The organism is Mycobacterium sp. NGS18, from assembly GCF_059813185.1.
In genome coordinates, this window is record NZ_JCALEC010000001.1 from 678033 (window position 1) to 694382 (window position 16350).

The 16350-nt window shown below is 69.7% G+C and carries 19 protein-coding genes; 16 read left to right on the plus strand and 3 right to left on the minus strand.

Annotation, left to right across the window (positions count from 1 at the left end):
* Nucleotides 1-73: 73 nt before the first annotated feature.
* The 6 genes from AC5Y31_RS03440 to AC5Y31_RS03465 all read left to right on the plus strand — a co-directional run bounded on the left by AC5Y31_RS03440 (nucleotide 74) and on the right by AC5Y31_RS03465 (nucleotide 4734).
* Complete coding sequence (locus AC5Y31_RS03440) at nucleotides 74-1726, plus strand: acyl-CoA synthetase (protein WP_499978027.1); 1653 nt, start codon at nucleotides 74-76, stop codon at nucleotides 1724-1726.
* A 152-nt stretch (nucleotides 1727-1878) separates the two neighbouring features.
* Entirely contained in the window at nucleotides 1879-2223 is a 345-nt protein-coding gene (gene fdxA / locus AC5Y31_RS03445; RefSeq protein WP_064920404.1) for a ferredoxin, read from the plus strand.
* Nucleotides 2220-2975 (plus strand): helix-turn-helix transcriptional regulator, encoded by a 756-nt coding sequence (locus tag AC5Y31_RS03450; RefSeq protein WP_065023166.1) that lies wholly within the window; start codon nucleotides 2220-2222, stop codon nucleotides 2973-2975. The genes fdxA and AC5Y31_RS03450 overlap by 4 nt, the downstream gene beginning before the upstream one ends.
* Nucleotides 2972-3397, plus strand: a complete 426-nt coding sequence (locus tag AC5Y31_RS03455; protein ID WP_301635177.1) for a hypothetical protein — start codon at nucleotides 2972-2974, stop codon at nucleotides 3395-3397. Before AC5Y31_RS03450 ends, AC5Y31_RS03455 begins: the two co-directional genes overlap by 4 nt.
* Nucleotides 3398-3442: 45 nt before the next feature.
* On the plus strand, nucleotides 3443-3781 hold the full coding sequence (locus tag AC5Y31_RS03460; RefSeq protein WP_499978029.1) for a cupin domain-containing protein: 339 nt from the start codon (nucleotides 3443-3445) through the stop codon (nucleotides 3779-3781).
* Between the two features lie 65 nt (nucleotides 3782-3846).
* On the plus strand, nucleotides 3847-4734 hold the full coding sequence (locus AC5Y31_RS03465) for an NAD(P)H-dependent flavin oxidoreductase (RefSeq protein WP_499978132.1): 888 nt from the start codon (nucleotides 3847-3849) through the stop codon (nucleotides 4732-4734).
* On the opposite strand, the gene AC5Y31_RS03470 is transcribed toward AC5Y31_RS03465, so the two are convergent.
* A complete protein-coding gene (locus AC5Y31_RS03470) occupies nucleotides 4731-5435 on the minus strand; it encodes a helix-turn-helix transcriptional regulator (protein WP_499978031.1) in 705 nt (234 codons plus the stop codon). The two genes, AC5Y31_RS03465 and AC5Y31_RS03470, sit on opposite strands and share 4 nt — an antisense overlap.
* 93 nt (nucleotides 5436-5528) lie before the next feature.
* Between AC5Y31_RS03470 and AC5Y31_RS03475 the strand changes: the two genes are divergently transcribed.
* Entirely contained in the window at nucleotides 5529-5984 is a 456-nt protein-coding gene (locus AC5Y31_RS03475; RefSeq protein WP_065023170.1) for a DoxX family membrane protein, read from the plus strand.
* A gap of 64 nt (nucleotides 5985-6048) precedes the next feature.
* Here AC5Y31_RS03475 and AC5Y31_RS03480 read toward each other — a convergent pair whose 3' ends face one another.
* Nucleotides 6049-6546, minus strand: a complete 498-nt coding sequence (locus AC5Y31_RS03480; RefSeq protein WP_499978032.1) for a DUF1990 domain-containing protein — start codon at nucleotides 6544-6546, stop codon at nucleotides 6049-6051.
* A gap of 85 nt (nucleotides 6547-6631) precedes the next feature.
* On the opposite strand from AC5Y31_RS03480, the gene AC5Y31_RS03485 reads away from it, so the two are divergent.
* The 8 genes from AC5Y31_RS03485 (at nucleotide 6632) to AC5Y31_RS03520 (ending at nucleotide 14782) form a co-directional block, all read left to right on the plus strand.
* Complete coding sequence (locus AC5Y31_RS03485) at nucleotides 6632-7255, plus strand: PaaI family thioesterase (RefSeq protein ID WP_499978134.1); 624 nt, start codon at nucleotides 6632-6634, stop codon at nucleotides 7253-7255.
* An 84-nt stretch (nucleotides 7256-7339) separates the two neighbouring features.
* Nucleotides 7340-9385: a threonine--tRNA ligase gene (gene thrS, locus AC5Y31_RS03490; RefSeq protein ID WP_499978034.1), complete on the plus strand. Its 2046-nt coding sequence runs from the start codon at nucleotides 7340-7342 to the stop codon at nucleotides 9383-9385.
* On the plus strand, nucleotides 9382-9954 hold the full coding sequence (locus AC5Y31_RS03495) for an ATP adenylyltransferase (protein ID WP_499978035.1): 573 nt from the start codon (nucleotides 9382-9384) through the stop codon (nucleotides 9952-9954). The genes thrS and AC5Y31_RS03495 overlap by 4 nt, the downstream gene beginning before the upstream one ends.
* Complete coding sequence (gene pgsA / locus AC5Y31_RS03500) at nucleotides 9951-10613, plus strand: phosphatidylinositol phosphate synthase (RefSeq protein WP_301635187.1); 663 nt, start codon at nucleotides 9951-9953, stop codon at nucleotides 10611-10613. Before AC5Y31_RS03495 ends, pgsA begins: the two co-directional genes overlap by 4 nt.
* Before the next feature lie 17 nt (nucleotides 10614-10630).
* On the plus strand, nucleotides 10631-11554 hold the full coding sequence (locus AC5Y31_RS03505; RefSeq protein WP_499978135.1) for a phosphatidylinositol mannoside acyltransferase: 924 nt from the start codon (nucleotides 10631-10633) through the stop codon (nucleotides 11552-11554).
* Entirely contained in the window at nucleotides 11554-12678 is a 1125-nt protein-coding gene (locus tag AC5Y31_RS03510; RefSeq protein ID WP_499978036.1) for a glycosyltransferase family 4 protein, read from the plus strand. The genes AC5Y31_RS03505 and AC5Y31_RS03510 overlap by 1 nt, the downstream gene beginning before the upstream one ends.
* A complete protein-coding gene (locus tag AC5Y31_RS03515) occupies nucleotides 12678-13727 on the plus strand; it encodes an NUDIX hydrolase (RefSeq protein WP_499978037.1) in 1050 nt (349 codons plus the stop codon). The genes AC5Y31_RS03510 and AC5Y31_RS03515 overlap by 1 nt, the downstream gene beginning before the upstream one ends.
* A 32-nt stretch (nucleotides 13728-13759) precedes the next feature.
* The gene (locus AC5Y31_RS03520; RefSeq protein WP_499978039.1) at nucleotides 13760-14782 is read left to right on the plus strand and encodes an alcohol dehydrogenase catalytic domain-containing protein; all 1023 of its coding nucleotides are present in this window, start codon (nucleotides 13760-13762) and stop codon (nucleotides 14780-14782) included.
* A gap of 72 nt (nucleotides 14783-14854) precedes the next feature.
* On the opposite strand, the gene AC5Y31_RS03525 is transcribed toward AC5Y31_RS03520, so the two are convergent.
* Entirely contained in the window at nucleotides 14855-15637 is a 783-nt protein-coding gene (locus AC5Y31_RS03525) for a Coq4 family protein (RefSeq protein ID WP_013829320.1), read from the minus strand.
* 58 nt (nucleotides 15638-15695) lie between these two features.
* Here AC5Y31_RS03525 and AC5Y31_RS03530 point away from each other — a divergent pair, with 58 nt between their 5' ends.
* The gene (locus tag AC5Y31_RS03530; RefSeq protein ID WP_499978041.1) at nucleotides 15696-16349 is read left to right on the plus strand and encodes a TetR/AcrR family transcriptional regulator; all 654 of its coding nucleotides are present in this window, start codon (nucleotides 15696-15698) and stop codon (nucleotides 16347-16349) included.
* Nucleotide 16350 lies beyond the last annotated feature (1 nt).

Genomic DNA, 16350 nt, shown 5'->3' on the forward strand with positions numbered 1-16350 from the left:
CATGGTCGGGCCAATAGCGCGTCACCTTGTAGCGTTATCCGGGCGCATACGGAGGTCGAATCGAGGAGTGGCAGTGGAATTCAACCTCGCCCAGGTGTTCTCGGCGGTGGCGTCGGCCATCGGAGACCGGGACTGCGTGGTGTTCGGCGACCGGCGGTGCAGCTACGCCCAGATCGAGGACCGTGCCCGCCGGTTGGCGCACGTGCTGCACGAACGGGGCCTGGGTGCGCGCCGGGAGCGTTCGGAATTGGCCGCCCATGAATCCGGACAGAGCCATCTCGCGCTGTATCTGGCCAACGGCAACGAATACCTGGAAGGCATGCTGGGCGCCTACCACGCCCGCGTCGCCCCCTTCAACGTCAACTACCGCTATGTGGCCGACGAACTGGTCTACCTGCTGGCCGACGCCTCGGCCGAGGCGATCATGTACCACGCGCGGTTCGCCCCCACGCTGGCCGAAGCGCTGGCCCAAGCCGGCGACCAGCTGCCGGCGATGCTGCTCATCCACATCGACGACGACTCCGGCAACGACCCACTGCCCGGCGCGCTGCGCTACGAGGAGTTGCTCGCAACCGCTTCCGATGAACCGCTGAACCTGCCGCTATCCGCCGACGACCTCTACGTGCTCTACACCGGCGGCACCACCGGCATGCCCAAAGGTGTGCTCTGGCGCCAGCACGACATCTTCATCAACGCGATGGGTGGCCGGGAGTTCGGCACCGGCGCCATTCCCGCCAGCCTGGCGGAGGTCGTCGAACGCACGCGGGCCGGCGGGCCGGGGTCGATGACGGTGGCGCCGCTGATGCACGGCGCCGCCCAGTGGGCCGCGTTCATCACGGTGCTCGGCGGCCGGCCGTTCGTGATGTCGGCGACCACCGACCGGTTCGACCCGGCCGCGACCTGGGAACTGGCGGCCCGGGAGCGCGTCATCTCGCTCTCGATCGTCGGCGACGCCTTCGCCAGGCCACTCGCCGACGCCCTGGAGAACGGCCACTATGACCTGTCGAGCCTGTTCGTGCTGGCCAGCGACGGTGCCCCGCTGACCGCCCCACTCAAGCAGCGGATCCTGGACCTGCTTCCGCAGCTGTCGATCCTCGACGCCGGCGGCTCCTCGGAGACCGGCGCGCAGATGGGCCAGACCACCCGCCGCGGCCAGGCCTCTACTGGCCGGTTCACCCCGAATCCCGGCGCGGTCGTGGTCAGCGAGGACATGAGCCGCATCCTGCGGCCCGGCGACGACGAGATCGGCTGGCTGGCTCAGCAGGGCTATGTGCCGCTGGGATACCTGGGCGATCCGGAGAAGAGCGCACGGACCTTCCCCGTCATCGAAGGCATCCGGCATTCGGTCCCCGGGGATCGAGCCCGCTGGGATGCCGACGGCGGCATCGAGCTGCTCGGGCGCGACTCGGTGACGATCAACTCCGGGGGCGAAAAGATCTTCGCCGAGGAGGTCGAAGCCGCCGTCGCGCACCATCCCGCCGTCTACGACGTCGTCGTGGTGGGCCGGCCCAGCCGGCGCTGGGGCAACGAGGTGGTCGCCGTGGTGCAGCTGGCCGAGGGCGCCGAGGCCACGGCCGAGGACATCGTCGCCGAGGCGGCCCGCTACATCGCGCGCTACAAACTGCCCAAGGATGTGGTGTTCTGCGCGCGTGTGCAGCGCTCGCCGTCCGGCAAGGCCGACTACCGCTGGGCCGCGGCGCAGGCGAGCGCGGTGCCGACCGTCTGAGTGATGAAGCTGTCTCGGAACGCATTGCTGCGCAATATGTTTCGTGACGGCATCCGGGCCATCGCGGGCACGTGCCGAGGGCGGAAATCCGCGGGCGACATTTAGGTCCGCCCTTCTAGTTTCTACAAAATCCCTTGTGTAAACTCTCGCGCATGGCATATGTGATCGGGAAGCCGTGCGTTGACGTGATGGACCGGGCCTGCGTGGAGGAGTGCCCCGTCGACTGCATCTACGAAGGCGGGCGAGCCCTCTACATCCATCCGGATGAATGTGTGGACTGCGGTGCCTGCGAGCCGGTATGCCCGGTCGAGGCCATCTACTACGAGGATGACCTCCCGGACGAGTTGCAACCCCACCTGGCCGACAACGCGGAGTTCTTCACCGAGGCGCTGCCCGGCCGCGATGAAGCGCTCGGCTCGCCAGGCGGCGCCGCCAAGGTCGGCGCGCTCGGCGTCGACACTCCGCTGGTGGCCAGTTACCCGCCCCAGGGGGAGTGAGCGACATCGCCAAACCGGCCGGGCCACCTGGAGGACGTCGTCTTGACGTACTTCGGCTGGTGCAGGCCGCTGACGAGCCGCTGAGCATCGCCCAGATCGCCGACGAGCTGGGCGTGCACCCCAACACCGTGCGTTTCCACCTGGACACGTTGGTGGAAGAAGGCCGCGTCGAACACACCGAACCCGACCACAAGGGCCGGGGCCGTCCGGCGCTGATGTTCCGGGCGATCCGGCAGATGGACCGTGGTGGCACGCGCCGGTTCCGGCTCCTCGCCGAGATCCTCACCATCGGCCTGGCCGCCGACCAGGACCCCGGCGCCAAGGCGCTGGCGGCCGGCCGGGCATGGGGGCGGCGACTGCGGCCGCTGCATGGCCCGGCCGAGCCCGTCGACGCCGAGGAGTCGACCGACCATCTGGTCGACATGCTCGACGAGTTGGGATTCCAGCCCGAGCAGCTCGAGCCCGACGGCGTCGGCGACAAGCAGCTCGGTCTGCGCCACTGCCCGTTCCTCGAGCTCGCCGAAACCTCCACCGAGGTGGTCTGCCCGATCCACCTGGGCCTGATGCAGGGTGCGCTGGAGGCCTGGAACGCACCGGTGACGGTCGACCGCCTCGACTCGTTCGCCAAGCCCGATCTGTGTGTGGCGCATCTGAAGTCGGTGGACGCCGATGCGCCCAGGCCGGCCCCGAACGGGGCTCGGATCGAGCAGTCGCCCGCGCTGCCGGTGCGAGTGGAAGGGCCGACCGGGTGAGCGCTGCCTCCGCCGTCGCGGTCGCCGCGACATTTCTGTGGCTGGGCATGGTGGTCGCGATCTCGTTCATGGAAGCACCGCTGAAGTTCCGCGCGCCCAACGCGACGATCCCGGTCTGCCTGGGGATCGGCCGGTTGGTGTTTCGGGCCCTCAATGCCGTCGAGTTCGTTCTGGCCGCGGCCATCGCGGTCGCGTTCGCGATCGAGCGCCCGAGCGCCGGCACCGTCGTGGCGTTCGTGGTCGCCGTGGCTATGTTGTTCACCCAGATGCTGGCCGTGCGGCCGCGCCTGAGCCGCCGCGCCGACCAGGTGCTGTCGGGGCTGGAGGCGCCTCGTTCCCGTGCTCACTACGCCTACGTCGGCCTGGAGGTGATCAAGGTCGCCGCACTGGTGCCACTGGGCATTCTGTTGCTGTCTCGCTGAGCCGTTCGACCCGCTAACCGACCCGACGAGTGAGAAGGACTACCGATGGAATCGACCTCCCTGACCGCGTTGGCCGACGAGAAGCTCGCCGAGGCCAAGCAGCATCACAGCGGGCGCGCGGCCCACACCGTCTACGGCGGCTCGGTGCATCATCTGCGCCAGACCCTGGTTGCCCTGCAGGTCGGCCAGTCGCTGGCCGAACACGACAGCCCGGGGGAGTCGACCCTGCAGGTGCTGCGTGGCCGGGTCCGGCTGACCGCCGGCGACGACGCCTGGGAGGGCTCGGCAGGCGAGCTCGTCATTCTGCCGCGCACCCGCCACGCGCTGGAGTCGCTGGAGGACTCGGTGGTGCTGCTGACGGTCGCCAAGAGCGCATCCCACTGAGCGTGCCGCTGAGCACACCCTGGTCGAAGCGGGCCGGTCTGCAGCTGCCCATTCTCAACGCCCCGATGGGCGGGGTGGCCGGTGGGCGGCTGGCCGCTGCGGTCACCGCCGCGGGCGGGCTGGGCATGATCGGCATGGGCAGTACCGCCACGGCGGAATCACTGGCCGGCGAGCTGGCCCTGGCCGGGCCGGCGCGGTTCGGAATCGGCTTGGTGGACTGGGTGATCCGCGATCAGCCGGAGCTGCTCGATGCCGCCCTGGCAGCGCGCCCGGCGCTGCTCTCGGTGAGCTTCGGCGACGACCTGTCCTGGGTGCAGCGCGCCCACGCCGCCGGAATACCAGCCGCCACCCAGGTCTATGACGCCGAGACCGCCCGCCGTGCAGCCGACGCCGGGCTGGACCTGGTGGTGGCCCGCGGCGCCGAAGGCGGGGGGCACGGCGAGATCCGGCTGGCCACGCTGCCCCTGCTCGATGCCGTGCTGGACGCCGTGGCGGTACCGGTGCTGGCCGCCGGGGGGATCGCCTCGCCGCGCAGCTTGGCCGCGGTGCTGGCGGCCGGCGCGGCCGGCGCCTGGCTGGGCACCTGCCTGTCGGCTTGCCCCGAGGCGTTGACCGGCGACGGCGCCCGGCGCGCCCTGATCGCGGCCGCCGGCACCGACACCGTCAGCACCCGGGTGTTCGACGTCGGCCAGCGGCTGGATTGGCCGACGCGCTTCCCTTCGCGGGTATTGCGCAATGAGTTCGTGGGCCGCTGGGCGGGCCGAGAGGAGACGCTGGCCGGCGATAGCGAAGCCGGCGCGGAACTGGCTGCCGGGATCGCCGCCGACGATCAGCGCATCGCCCCGGTCGACGCGGGCCAGGGCGTGGGGATGCTGCACGACAGCCGTCCGGTGGCCGTGGTCATCGACGAGTTGTGCGCCGGGGCCAAGCAACTGCTGGCGCGCTGGGCCTAATCGGGGTCCGCTGCGGCACGCAGCACGACGCAGCAGCGCGACGGGTCCGGGCAGAGCCGGGTCTGCGGGCAGTGCGGCTCCAGTGCCTCGCTGACGCCGCTGATCAACGCGAGGTTCATGGTGCAGGCCAGCTCCGTCTGGGCCTGGGCCAGCGCGTGGAACGGACAGTTGGCCAAGAAGACCTCGCCGTCACCATCGCGGGGTTCGTAGCCGTGTTCGCCGAGCACGCCGATGGCCAACTCGAGTGCGGCCATCGCGTCGGTCGGCGCCTGCCCCGCGGTCGCGGTGCTGCCGAGTTCGCGGCCAAAGTCGCGGGCCAGGGAGCGCAGTACCTCGATCGCCGGAGTGCCGGTGCGGGCGGATTCGGCGATCGCGTCGGCCATCAGCCGGCCGGCCAGCTCGTACTCCCGCGGCGGCAAGCTGATGGCGATTTGGTCAGGCGAGCGCCGGTAGCGCTTCGAGGGGCGGCCCGCGCCGGGGCCGGAGCGGCCGGTCAGCCGGGCGTAGTCACTCTGCAGCAGGCCGTCGGCCTCCAGCCGGTCCAGATGGAACTTGGCCTGGTGGCGGGCGATACCGGTCGCCGCGGCAGCCTCGTCGCGGCTGACCGGGCCGGGTTGGGCGGCGACGAATCGGTACAGCTCGCGGCGGACCGGATCGGCGAGTGCGCCGATTCCCGTCACGTCGCGGTCGCGGTTGGCCATAGTTCGTGAACTTCTATCGGATGAAACTCTTGACGTTAGATTCTACCCGTTCTAACGTAGAAAATATAAGCCGTTAGAGTTGAGGAGGGCGTTATGAGTGCCACCGGTCATGCGAGTTCACCTGCCGTTTCGGAGCGGTTGAAGGATCCGGTGTTCGAGGCGTTCTTCGTGCTGCGGACCCTGTTCACGGTCGCTCCGATCCTGTTCGGTCTGGACAAATTCTTCAACCTGCTGACGCACGTGCCGGGCGGCGCGGGACCGAGTCACTGGGACAAGTACCTTGCCGGCTGGATCAATGACATTCTGCCGGGCAACGGCGACCAGGCGATGTACCTGATCGGCGCTATCGAGATCGTCGCCGGTGTCCTGGTCGCGGTCGCGCCGCGGATCGGCGCCTGGGTGGTGGCAGCCTGGCTGGCCGGCATCATCGTCGACCTGCTCACCTTGTCGGGCTACTACGACGTCGCGCTGCGCGACTTCGGTCTGCTGGTCTCCGCGGTAGTGCTGGCCCGACTGGCTCAGGCGGTGCACACCCGCCAGTTGACCTGACACTCCGCCCGCACCGACTCGCGACCGCGCCACGGTCACCCGATCCGTCCGTGGCGCGGTCGCGTCACACCGCCCGCAGATAGCGTTTGGCGATCACGCGCTGGACCGCCGATGTCACCGGCCCGCCCGCCCTGATCCACCATTTGTTCGGCCGGAAGAACGATCGCACCTGCGCATAGACCAGGTCATCGGCCGGGTCGTAGCGCACCGCGAACAACTCCTCGCCGCAGCCGGGGTGTCCCGGCAGGGTGCCGTAGGCGAAGCCGCGCCGATCGGGTTCCGAGACCACGTAGACGACCCGGCACGGTGCGGTCAACAACCCCATTCGCACCACCACGGTCGCGCCCACCTGCGCGACGTCGCTGTCCGCCCGCACACCCAAGCCGGTCCCGCGCTGCATGCCCCAGTGCAACACCGCTTCGCCGGCCTCCTCGAAGCGCTGTCGGCCGCGGCCGATCGGGGCGGTGTGCTCCAGGTGCTGATACCCGTCGGGCAGCGCCCCCGCGGTGGCGCCCACCTCCGCGTAGGTCAGCGGCAGGTCACGCAGCTCGCTCAAGTCCACCGGCCCACCCTCCCAGGCGGTTGAGCCTGCGTCCAGGGCGCAAAAGTGCGAGCGGGATGCGCCCTGGACGCAGGGTCAACGTTAAATAGGACGCGTGCAATTCCCACATGCCGGCGGCGGGTTCAACCCGCCCGAGCCGACCGAGAAGGGCGGGTCGGACTACGGCCGGTTCTTGGAGATGATGCGTGACCTGCAGGACCACGCCCGCGCCGTCGACGCCCCCGCCGCGGTGATCAGCCGGGCCGCCGACGCGCTGCAGGAAGTCTGCGACCTGTTGGCCCCGTACGACGCCGACGAATGGGCGTCGCCGTCCGGGCGCCGGCTGGACCTGCCGATGCGCGGCAACCTGCTTCCGGTGCCGATGAAGCTCAAGAAGGGCGACGACGGGCGGCTGCACGGCTGGGCGCGATTCCGGCGGTTCCACCTGGGGCGCAACGGCGCTGCCCACGGCGGCGCCATCGGGCTGCTGTTCGACTCGGTGCTCGGGACCGCGTCGTGGCTGCTGACCGGCGGGCCCTACCAGCGCACCGCCTATCTGCACATCAACTACCGCAGCATCGTGCCCATCGGTAAGGAGTTGCAGGTCGAGGCGTGGGTCAGCCGGACCGAGGGCCGCAAGATCTTCGTCGAGACCACCCTGCGCGACGGCGATACGCTGCTGGCCGACGGCGAGGCGTTGTTCGTGGTGCTCAAACCCGGCCAGCCGTAGATGCCCTCAACGGTCGGCCACCACAGCCCCGATAGCATGGTCGCGGACGTTTCGACCACCTCGCATCCCCTTGGAGACCACGCCATGAGCGCGCCCGCACAGCCCGCCCCGATCCGGGTTCCTGCCGGCACCACCGCCGCCGATGCGGTGCGCGCGGCGGGCCTGCCCAGCCGCGGCGCGCCGGATGCGATCGTGGTGGTGCGCGACGCGCAGGGCAAGCTGCGCGACCTGGGTTGGGTTCCCGACACCGACACCGAAGCAACCCCGGTGGCCGCCGATACCGAAGACGGCCGCAGCGTCATCCGGCACTCGTGCGCGCATGTGCTGGCCCAGGCGGTGCAAGACCTGTTCCCGGCCGCCAAGCTCGGCATCGGCCCGCCGATCACCGACGGCTTCTACTACGACTTCGACGTCCCCGAAGCCTTCACCCCGGAGGATCTGGCTGCGCTGGAGAAGCGGATGCGGGCCATCATCAAAGACGGCCAGTTGTTTTCCCGGCGGGTCTATGAGTCCAAAGACGCCGCCCGCGCCGAGCTCGCGAACGAGCCGTACAAGCTGGAGCTGGTCGACGACAAGTCGGGCGACAGCGACATCATGGAGGTCGGCGGCGACGAGCTCACCGCTTACGACAACCTCAATCCCCGTACCCGGGAACGGGTTTGGGGCGACTTGTGCCGCGGCCCGCACATCCCGACCACCCGGTTCATCCCGGCGTTCAAACTCACCCGCTCCTCGGCGGCCTACTGGCGCGGCGACCAGAACAACGCCAGCCTGCAACGGGTCTACGGCACCGCATGGGAGTCCCAGGAGGCACTGGACCGTCACCTGGAACTGATCGAGGAAGCCCTGCGCCGCGACCACCGCAAGCTCGGTGTCGAACTCGACCTGTTCAGCTTCCCCGACGAGATCGGTTCGGGCCTACCAGTTTTCCACCCCAAGGGCGGGATCATCCGCCGCGAGCTGGAGGACTACTCGCGGCGCAAGCACATTGAGGCCGGCTACCAGTTCGTCAACACCCCGCACATCACCAAGTCCGAGCTCTACGAGACCTCCGGACATCTGGAGTGGTACCGCGAGGGCATGTACCCGCCGATGCACATCGACGCGGAGTTCGCCGAGGACGGATCCCTGCGCAAACCCGGCCAGGACTACTACCTCAAGCCGATGAACTGTCCCATGCATCATTTGATCTTCCGGTCGCGTGGGCGCTCATACCGTGAACTTCCGTTGCGGCTCTTCGAATTCGGCAGCGTGTACCGCTACGAACGCTCCGGGGTGGTGCACGGCCTGACCCGGGTCCGCGGCATGACCCAGGACGACGCGCACATCTATTGCACCCGGGAGAGCATGCGCGACGAGCTGGCCTCGCTGCTGCGCTTCGTGCTCGACCTGCTCTCCGACTACGGCCTGGACGACTACTACCTGGAGCTGTCCACCAAGGACCCGGAGAAGTACGTGGGCTCCGACGAGGTGTGGGAGGAGGCCACCGAGACGCTGCGCGAGGTCGCCGAGGCGTCCGGGCTGACCCTGGTCCCCGACCCGGGCGGTGCGGCGTTCTACGGGCCGAAGATCTCGGTGCAGGTCAAAGACGCGCTGGGCCGCAGCTGGCAGATGTCCACCATTCAGCTCGACTTCAACATGCCCGACCGATTCGAGCTGGAGTACACCGCGGCCGACGGCACCCGGCAGCGCCCGGTGCTCATCCACCGGGCGCTGTTCGGCTCGATCGAGCGTTTCTTCGGGGTGCTGACCGAGCACTATGCCGGGGCGTTCCCGGCCTGGCTGGCGCCGGTGCAGGTGGTCGGCATCCCGGTCGCCGACCAGCACGTGGGCTACCTGGAAGAGGTTGCCGCACAACTACGAAGCCGTGGGGTGCGGGTCGAAGTGGACGCCAGTGACGACCGGATGCCCAAGAAGATCGTCAACCACACCAATGCCAGGGTGCCGTTCATGCTGCTGGCCGGCGACCGCGACGTCGACGCCGGCGCGGTCAGCTTCCGGTTCGCCGACCGCACCCAGATCAACGGCGTGCCGCGCGACGAGGCGGTCGCCGCGATCGCCGGCTGGATCACCGCCCGCGACAACACCGTGCCGACCGCGGACACGCTGAAGGTAGGCGGCACCCAGTGACCGGCGACGAGGGCGGCGAGCAGGGGATCATCGACACCGGCGTCGGTGAAGCCGACCGGCTGGAGCGACTGTGGACGCCGTATCGGATGACCTACCTGGCCGAGGCGCCCCTCAAGCGCACCGAAGCGGGCTCGGCGCGATCCACCAGGCCGTTCACCGACATCCCCACCATGTCCGACGAAGACGGGCTGGTGGTGGCGCGTGGTGAATACGTCTACGCCGTGCTCAACCTCTACCCCTACAACCCCGGCCACCTGATGGTGGTGCCCTACCGGCGGTTCTCGGAGTTCGAAGACCTCACCGAACCCGAGGGCGCCGAGCTGATGGCGTTTATTCAAAAAGCCATCCGGGTGATCAAGGCGGTGTCGCGCCCGCACGGGTTCAACGTGGGGCTGAACCTGGGCGAGTCGGCCGGCGGGTCACTGGCCGAGCACCTGCACGTACACGTGGTGCCGCGCTGGGGCGGCGACGCGAACTTCATCACGATCGTCGGCGGCTCCAAAGTGATCCCGCAATTGCTGCGCGACACTCGCCGGCTGCTCGCCGACGAGTGGGCGAAACAGCAATGAGCAGGCTGCCTTTCCTGTCCCGGGCGACGTTCGCCGGTATCACCACCCCGGTGGCGCGGGCCTTCCTGCGGGCCGGGCTCACCGCCGACATCGTCACGATCCTGGGCACCGCCGGTGCGGTGCTGGCGGCGCTGACCCTGTTTCCGACCGGTCAGCTGTTCGCCGGCACGCTGGTGGTCTGGTTCTTCGTGCACTTCGACATGCTCGACGGGGCGATGGCGCGCGAAAGCGGCGGCGGCAGTGCGTTCGGCGCGGTACTGGACGCGACCTGCGACCGGATCAGTGACGGAGCGGTGTTCTGCGGGCTGGCGTGGTGGGCGGCGTTCGGTTTGGACAGCGCCCCGCTGGTGGTCGCGACGTTGATCTGCCTGGTCACCTCGCAGGTGATCTCCTACATCAAGGCCCGCGCCGAAGCCAGCGGCCTGCGCGGCGACGGCGGTTACATCGAACGCCCGGAACGGCTGATCATCGTGCTGGTGGGGGCGGGATTGTCCGATCTGCCGGTGTACCCGCTGCCGTGGGCGCTGCACGTGGCGATGTGGCTGCTGGCGGTGGCCAGCCTGATCACGTGTGCCCAGCGGCTGCACACCGTGCGCACCTCCCCGGGCGCGGTGGAACCGCTGCCGGACGCCGACGGCGAGGGAACCACCGGATCGTGACTTTCCTGCCGAGCGGTCTGCGAGTTCCCGGGCTCAGCCGGCTCGACGCCTGGGCCACCGACGCCGGGTTCGCTGCCGGCTGGATGATGGTGCGGGCGCTGCCGGAATTCGTCGCCCGCAACGCCTTTGACGCCGGCGCGTTGTTCGCGGCGCGCGGCAGAGGCCCCGAGCAGTTGCGCAAGAATCTGGCTCGTGTGTTGGGGGTGGCACCGGCCGAGGTGCCGTCGACGCTGATGCGGGCCTCGCTGGCCTCGTACGCCCGGTACTGGCGTGAGGCGTTCCGGTTGCCCACGATGGACCAGGCGGAGTTGGCGGCGCAGCTGCACGATTCGGTGCAGGGCCAAGAGAACATCGAGGCGGCGTTGCGCGCCGGTCACGGCGCGGTGCTGGCCTTGCCGCACAGCGGCAACTGGGACATGGCCGGGGTGTGGTTGGCCCAGACCCACGGCGGGTTCACCACGGTCGCCGAACGGCTCAAACCGGAGTCGCTGTACCGGCGCTTCCTCGACTTCCGCGAGAGCCTGGGCTTCGAAGTGCTGCCGCTGTCCGGCGGCGACCGCCCCCCGTTCGAGGTACTGGCCGAGCGACTGACCGGCAACGGGGTGGTCTGCTTGATGGCCGACCGCGACCTGACCCGAAGCGGGGTGCCGGTCGACTTCTTCGGTGCGACCACCCGGATGCCGGCCGGCTCGGCCAAACTCGCGATCCACACCGGTGCCGCACTGCTGCCGGTGCACTGCTGGTTCGAGGGCGCGGGCTGGGGTATCCGGATTCATCCGCCGCTGGACTGCGCCGGCGGTGATGTCGGGGTGATCACCCAGGCGCTGGCCGATAGGTTCGCCGAGGGCATCGCCGCTTACCCCGAGGACTGGCACATGATGCAGCCGCAGTGGGTGGCCGACCTTCCCGAGTCTCGGCGGGCGCGGCTGGGGGAGAGCTGATGCGGATCGGCATCGTCTGCCCCTACTCGTTCGACGTGCCGGGCGGGGTGCAGGCTCATGTGCTGCAGTTGGCCGAGGTGCTGCGGGCCCGCGGGCACGAGGTCAGCGTGCTGGCGCCGGCCTCGCCGCACGTGGAGTTGCCCGACTACGTCGTCTCCGCCGGCAAGGCCCTCGGTATCCCCTACAACGGGTCGGTGGCCCGGCTGCAGTTCAGCCCGGCCGCGCACCGCAAGGTCAAGAAATGGCTCATGCAGGGGGAGTTCGACGTGTTGCACCTGCACGAGCCGAACGCCCCCAGCCTGTCGATGCTGGCGCTGAACGTGGCCGAAGGCCCGATCGTGGCCACCTTTCACACCTCGACCACCAAATCGTTGACGCTGAGCGTGGCCCAGGGCTTGTTGCGGCCGATGCACGAGAAGATCATCGGCCGCATCGCGGTGTCGGACCTGGCCCGGCGCTGGCAGATGGAGGCGCTGGGATCCGACGCCGTGGAGATCCCCAACGGGGTCGAGGTGGCCGCGTTCGCCACCGCGCAGCCATTGGCCGGTTATCCGCGCCCCGGGCGCACGGTGCTGTTCCTGGGCCGCTACGACGAACCCCGCAAGGGGATGGCCGTGCTGCTGGGTGCGTTGCCGGCGCTGGTCGAGAAGTTCGCCGACGTGGAGGTTTTGATCGTCGGCCGGGGCGATGAAGCCGAATTGCGCAGCAACGCAGGCGCGTTGGGGGGCCACCTGCGATTTCTGGGGCAGGTCGACGACGCCGAGAAGGCGTCGGCGCTGCGCAGCGCCGACGTGTACTGTGCGCCGAACACCGGTGGTGAGAGCTTTGGCATCGTGCTTGCCGAGGCGATGGCCGCCGGGGCCGCGGTGGTCGCCAGTGACCTGGATGCGTTCCGCCGGGTGCTGTGCGACGGCGAGGCGGGCCGGCTGGTGCCCGTCGATGACCACGAGGCCCTGGCCGCCGCCCTGATCGAGGTGCTCGAGGACGATGCGCTGCGGGCGTCCTATGTGGCGGCCGGCCGCGAGGCGGTACGCCGCTTTGACTGGTCGGTGGTGGCCGATCAGATCATCCGGGTCTACGAGACGGTCGCCGGCGCCGGCCGCAAGGTCTCGGTGGGCGACTGATGGGTCCGACGATCGTCGGCACCGTGCTGGTGCTGATCGCCGTGGCAGTGCTGGCCGCCGCGGTGGGCTGGGCCTATCAGACCGCCAACCGGCTCAACCGGCTGCACGTGCGCTGCGAGCTGTCCTGGCAGGCGCTGGACGGGGCGCTGGCGCGCCGCGCGGTGGTGGCCCGGGCCGTCGCGATCGAGGCCTACGGCGGCGCGGTGGCCGGGCGCCGGCTGGCGGCTCTGGCCGATGTCGCCGAGCGGTCCACGCGAGACGCTCGCGAGACGGCCGAGAACGCGTTGTCGGCCGAACTGGCGATGGTCGAACCCGCCTCGTTGCCGCCGGCGATGGTGGCCGAGCTGGCCGACGCCGAAGCCCGGGTGCTGCTGGCTCGCCGGTTCCACAACGACGCGGTCCGCGACACGGTGGCACTGCGTGAGCGGCCGCTGGTGCGGGCCTTGCATTTGGGCGGAACCGCGCCGATGCCAACATATTTCGAGATCCTCGAACGAGCAGGCATGCAGGGGCACGGCGATCAGGGCGTGCTGGATCCGCGGGTTTCGGCGCGGGTGGTGCTGCTCGACGAGACGGGGTCGGTGCTGCTGCTGCGCGGCCGCGACCCGGCCCTGCCGGACGACGACGCCGCGAACCCGGCGCCGCGCTGGTGGTTCACCATCGGCGGGCAGGTGTTGCCCGACGAACCGCTGGCCGAGGCGGCGGCCCGGGAATTGGCCGAGGAGACCGGGCTGAAGGTCGACCCCGGCGAGCTGGTGGGGCCGATCTGGCGCCGCGACGCCGTCTTCGAGTTCAACGGCGAACGGCTCGACAGCCAGGAGTTCTTCTTCGCCTATCGCACCGGCCGGTTCGAGCCGTCGGGCGCCGGCCGGACCGGGCTGGAGCAGCGTTACCTGCAGGGCCACCGTTGGTGCGACGCCCCCGCGATCGCGGAGCTGACCGCCGGCGGTGAGCAGGTCTATCCGCTGCAACTGGGCGAGCGGCTCGCCGAGGCGGCCCGGCTGGCCGACGCTGCCGGCTCGACTCCGGACGTCCGCCGGATCACCTGACCGCGGCGGGTTGATCCGCCTAGCCTGGACAGGTGAATCCCAAGGCATCCCATCGCGCCGTTCAGGTACCGTCCGTCGGCGCGCCACTGACCCTGGTCGACGTCGAGACTCCCGCACCGGGGCCCGATCAGGTCCGGATCGCCGTCGCTGCCTGCGGTGTCTGCGGTACCGATCAGGGCATCGTCAACGGCGGGTTTCCCGGCCTGAGCTGGCCGTTGACCCCCGGGCACGAAATCGCCGGCACCATCGCAGAAGTCGGTGCGGCCGTGGCGGGCTGGGAGGTGGGCGACCGGGTCGCGGTGGGCTGGTTCGGCGGGCACTGCAACCGCTGCATCCCTTGTCGCAAAGGCGATTTCATCCACTGCGCCAACGGGCAGGTGCCCAGCTGGCATTACCCGGGCGGATACGCCGAGTCGGTGACCGTCCCGGCCAACGCACTGGCGCGGGTCCCCGCTGAGCTGTCCTTCGCCGAGGCGGCGCCGATGGGCTGTGCCGGGGTGACCACGTACCACGCGCTGCGGTCGACGCAGGCGCAGCCGGGCGACCGAGTCGCGGTGCTGGGTCTGGGCGGTCTGGGCCACCTGGGCGTGCAGTTCGCCGCCGCGATGGGATTCGAGACGATCGCGATCGCGCGCGGAGCCGCCCGCGCCGACGACGCCCGGGACCTCGGCGCCCAGCACTACATCGACTCGACCGCCGGGGATGTCAGCCAGGCGATGCAGACGCTCGGGGGCGCGGCGGTGGTGCTGGCCACCGCGGCCAACTCGGCGGCGATGGCCGCCACCCTCGGCGGGCTGCAGCCGCGCGGGGAGCTCGTCATCATCGGGGTCAGCGCCGAACCGCTCCCGATCGCCCCGGTGCAGTTGATCGGGCCGGGACTCAGCATCGTCGGTCACCCGTCGGGCACCGCCCGCGACGTCGAGGAGACCATGGCTTTCGCGGTGCTGTCCGGGGTGCGGGCCCGTATCGAAGAACGGCCGCTGGCTCAGGCCGCGGAGGCCTACGCCGCCATGGCAGACGGCCGGGCTCACTACCGCATGGTGCTGACCATGTGATCTTTCTCCGGCGAGCAGTCGTGAAAGCTCCTATAATCCGCCCGAAATGGGGGCTTTCGTGTCTGTTCGCGGTCAAGCAACGCCCGCGTCGTAGTCCCAGCGGGTGGGTGGGGTCATTCCCGGCGGCATCCACCCGATGAACAAGTGCCCGTCGCGATGCGCGCGGGCGGTCGGCTCGATTCCCAGCAGTTCGCGCACCTCGGCGAGCGGCTTGTCCAGCAGCTCTTCGTAGGGGGCGGCCATCAGGTTGTCGGCGCGTTGCCCCCGACGGACCGCCTCACGGAAATAGCGCAGCTTGCGGCGTGGGGAGGCGGGGATGAGTGGTCCCAGCAAGCCGAGGGTGAGCGCCTTCAGTGCACCGGAGGGCTCCATCTGGCCGCAGTGGAAGCCGAGGTTGCCGAACTCTCCGCCCATGTCCGGACCGTAACCCCCGAGCGTGTGGAACATGTCGTGCAGGGCGGTGCCGCGCCGCATCATGTAGAAGAAATCGTCATCCCAGCCGCGACGCTCGGCGATCGGCCGGATCACGGTGTCCACGTCGAACACGCCGGCATCGAGCCGGTTGGTGCGCAGAAAAGAACGGTAGGCGTGGCCCAGCGATCCCGCGGGCAACGAGGCCAGGTAGTCGTCGTCGCCCAGCAGCGCCAACAGGTCCGGCTTCTCGGCGAACAGCCTCCGGCCGTTGGGATGCGCCCGCAGCTGGTGGTAGCTGCGCGCCAGGATCGGAGCCGCCAGGCCCACGATCAACTCGAAGGCGGAGCCCCCGTTCTTGCCCGGGTTGGCCAACAGCCGCCACGAGCCGAAGACTGCCGGCCAGTCACGCTGTTCGGGTACACCAGTAAACGCTGCGGCCATGCGACGATCCCTTCACCGGATGCTTCGATAATAGACATTTGAATGGAGATGTCCATATATGTCGACGAAGACGACCCGCGGCCGAGGCAGGCCACCCGGTGGCGGCAATCCTCCCGAGCACGCTCGGGAGTTGCTGCTCGACGCCGCGGAACGGTCGTTTGCGCACCGGGGCTACCGCGCATCGACGATGCAGGTCATTGCGCGGGACGCGGGCTACACCCGCGCGGTGATCTATCGGCATTTCGGCAGCCGAGACCAGTTGTTGGACGCGCTGGTGGTGCGGGTGGCGGTGCGCAAAATGGCCGCCATCGCCGCGCGGCTGGAGACCACGACCGACCCCGGCGACCTGGTGACCGAGTCACTGGTGATCGTGGCCACCGAAGTCGGCCAGGACCCCCTGCTGCGGGTGATCTCCGAGCACACCGACGAGGGCAACGTCGCCGCGATGATCGCCCGGTCGGCAACCCTGAGCGAGGTGCTCGCCGGGCAGTTCGAGATGGGATTTCACCAGGCCGGCGACAAACTGCGCGCCGGCCTGCGCCCCGGCGACGCCGCCCGTTTCGTGTTGTCGGTGGCGCTCGGGTTGCTGCTGGGTCTGGTTCCCGGCGCCGACGACGCCGAACAGGTCCGCCGGTATGTGAAGGTGTTCGTACTTCCCGCGCTGGTCGCCGATCCGTCGCCGGCCGGACCGGTGTTCACCGCTTCGGGGTAAC

What these genes read in the sequence shown, in the direction of transcription:
- fdxA (WP_064920404.1), top strand. Translation starts at nt 1,879, where the DNA reads ATGGCATATGTGATCGGGAAGCCGTGCGTTGACGTGATGGACCGGGCC.
- AC5Y31_RS03460 (WP_499978029.1), top strand. Translation starts at nt 3,443, where the DNA reads ATGGAATCGACCTCCCTGACCGCGTTGGCCGACGAGAAGCTCGCCGAG.
- AC5Y31_RS03465 (WP_499978132.1), top strand. Translation starts at nt 3,847, where the DNA reads ATGGGCGGGGTGGCCGGTGGGCGGCTGGCCGCTGCGGTCACCGCCGCG.
- AC5Y31_RS03470 (WP_499978031.1), bottom strand. Translation starts at nt 5,435, where the DNA reads ATGGCCAACCGCGACCGCGACGTGACGGGAATCGGCGCACTCGCCGAT.
- AC5Y31_RS03475 (WP_065023170.1), top strand. Translation starts at nt 5,529, where the DNA reads ATGAGTGCCACCGGTCATGCGAGTTCACCTGCCGTTTCGGAGCGGTTG.
- thrS (WP_499978034.1), top strand. Translation starts at nt 7,340, where the DNA reads ATGAGCGCGCCCGCACAGCCCGCCCCGATCCGGGTTCCTGCCGGCACC.
- pgsA (WP_301635187.1), top strand. Translation starts at nt 9,951, where the DNA reads ATGAGCAGGCTGCCTTTCCTGTCCCGGGCGACGTTCGCCGGTATCACC.
- AC5Y31_RS03510 (WP_499978036.1), top strand. Translation starts at nt 11,554, where the DNA reads ATGCGGATCGGCATCGTCTGCCCCTACTCGTTCGACGTGCCGGGCGGG.
- AC5Y31_RS03515 (WP_499978037.1), top strand. Translation starts at nt 12,678, where the DNA reads ATGGGTCCGACGATCGTCGGCACCGTGCTGGTGCTGATCGCCGTGGCA.
- AC5Y31_RS03525 (WP_013829320.1), bottom strand. Translation starts at nt 15,637, where the DNA reads ATGGCCGCAGCGTTTACTGGTGTACCCGAACAGCGTGACTGGCCGGCA.
- AC5Y31_RS03530 (WP_499978041.1), top strand. Translation starts at nt 15,696, where the DNA reads ATGTCGACGAAGACGACCCGCGGCCGAGGCAGGCCACCCGGTGGCGGC.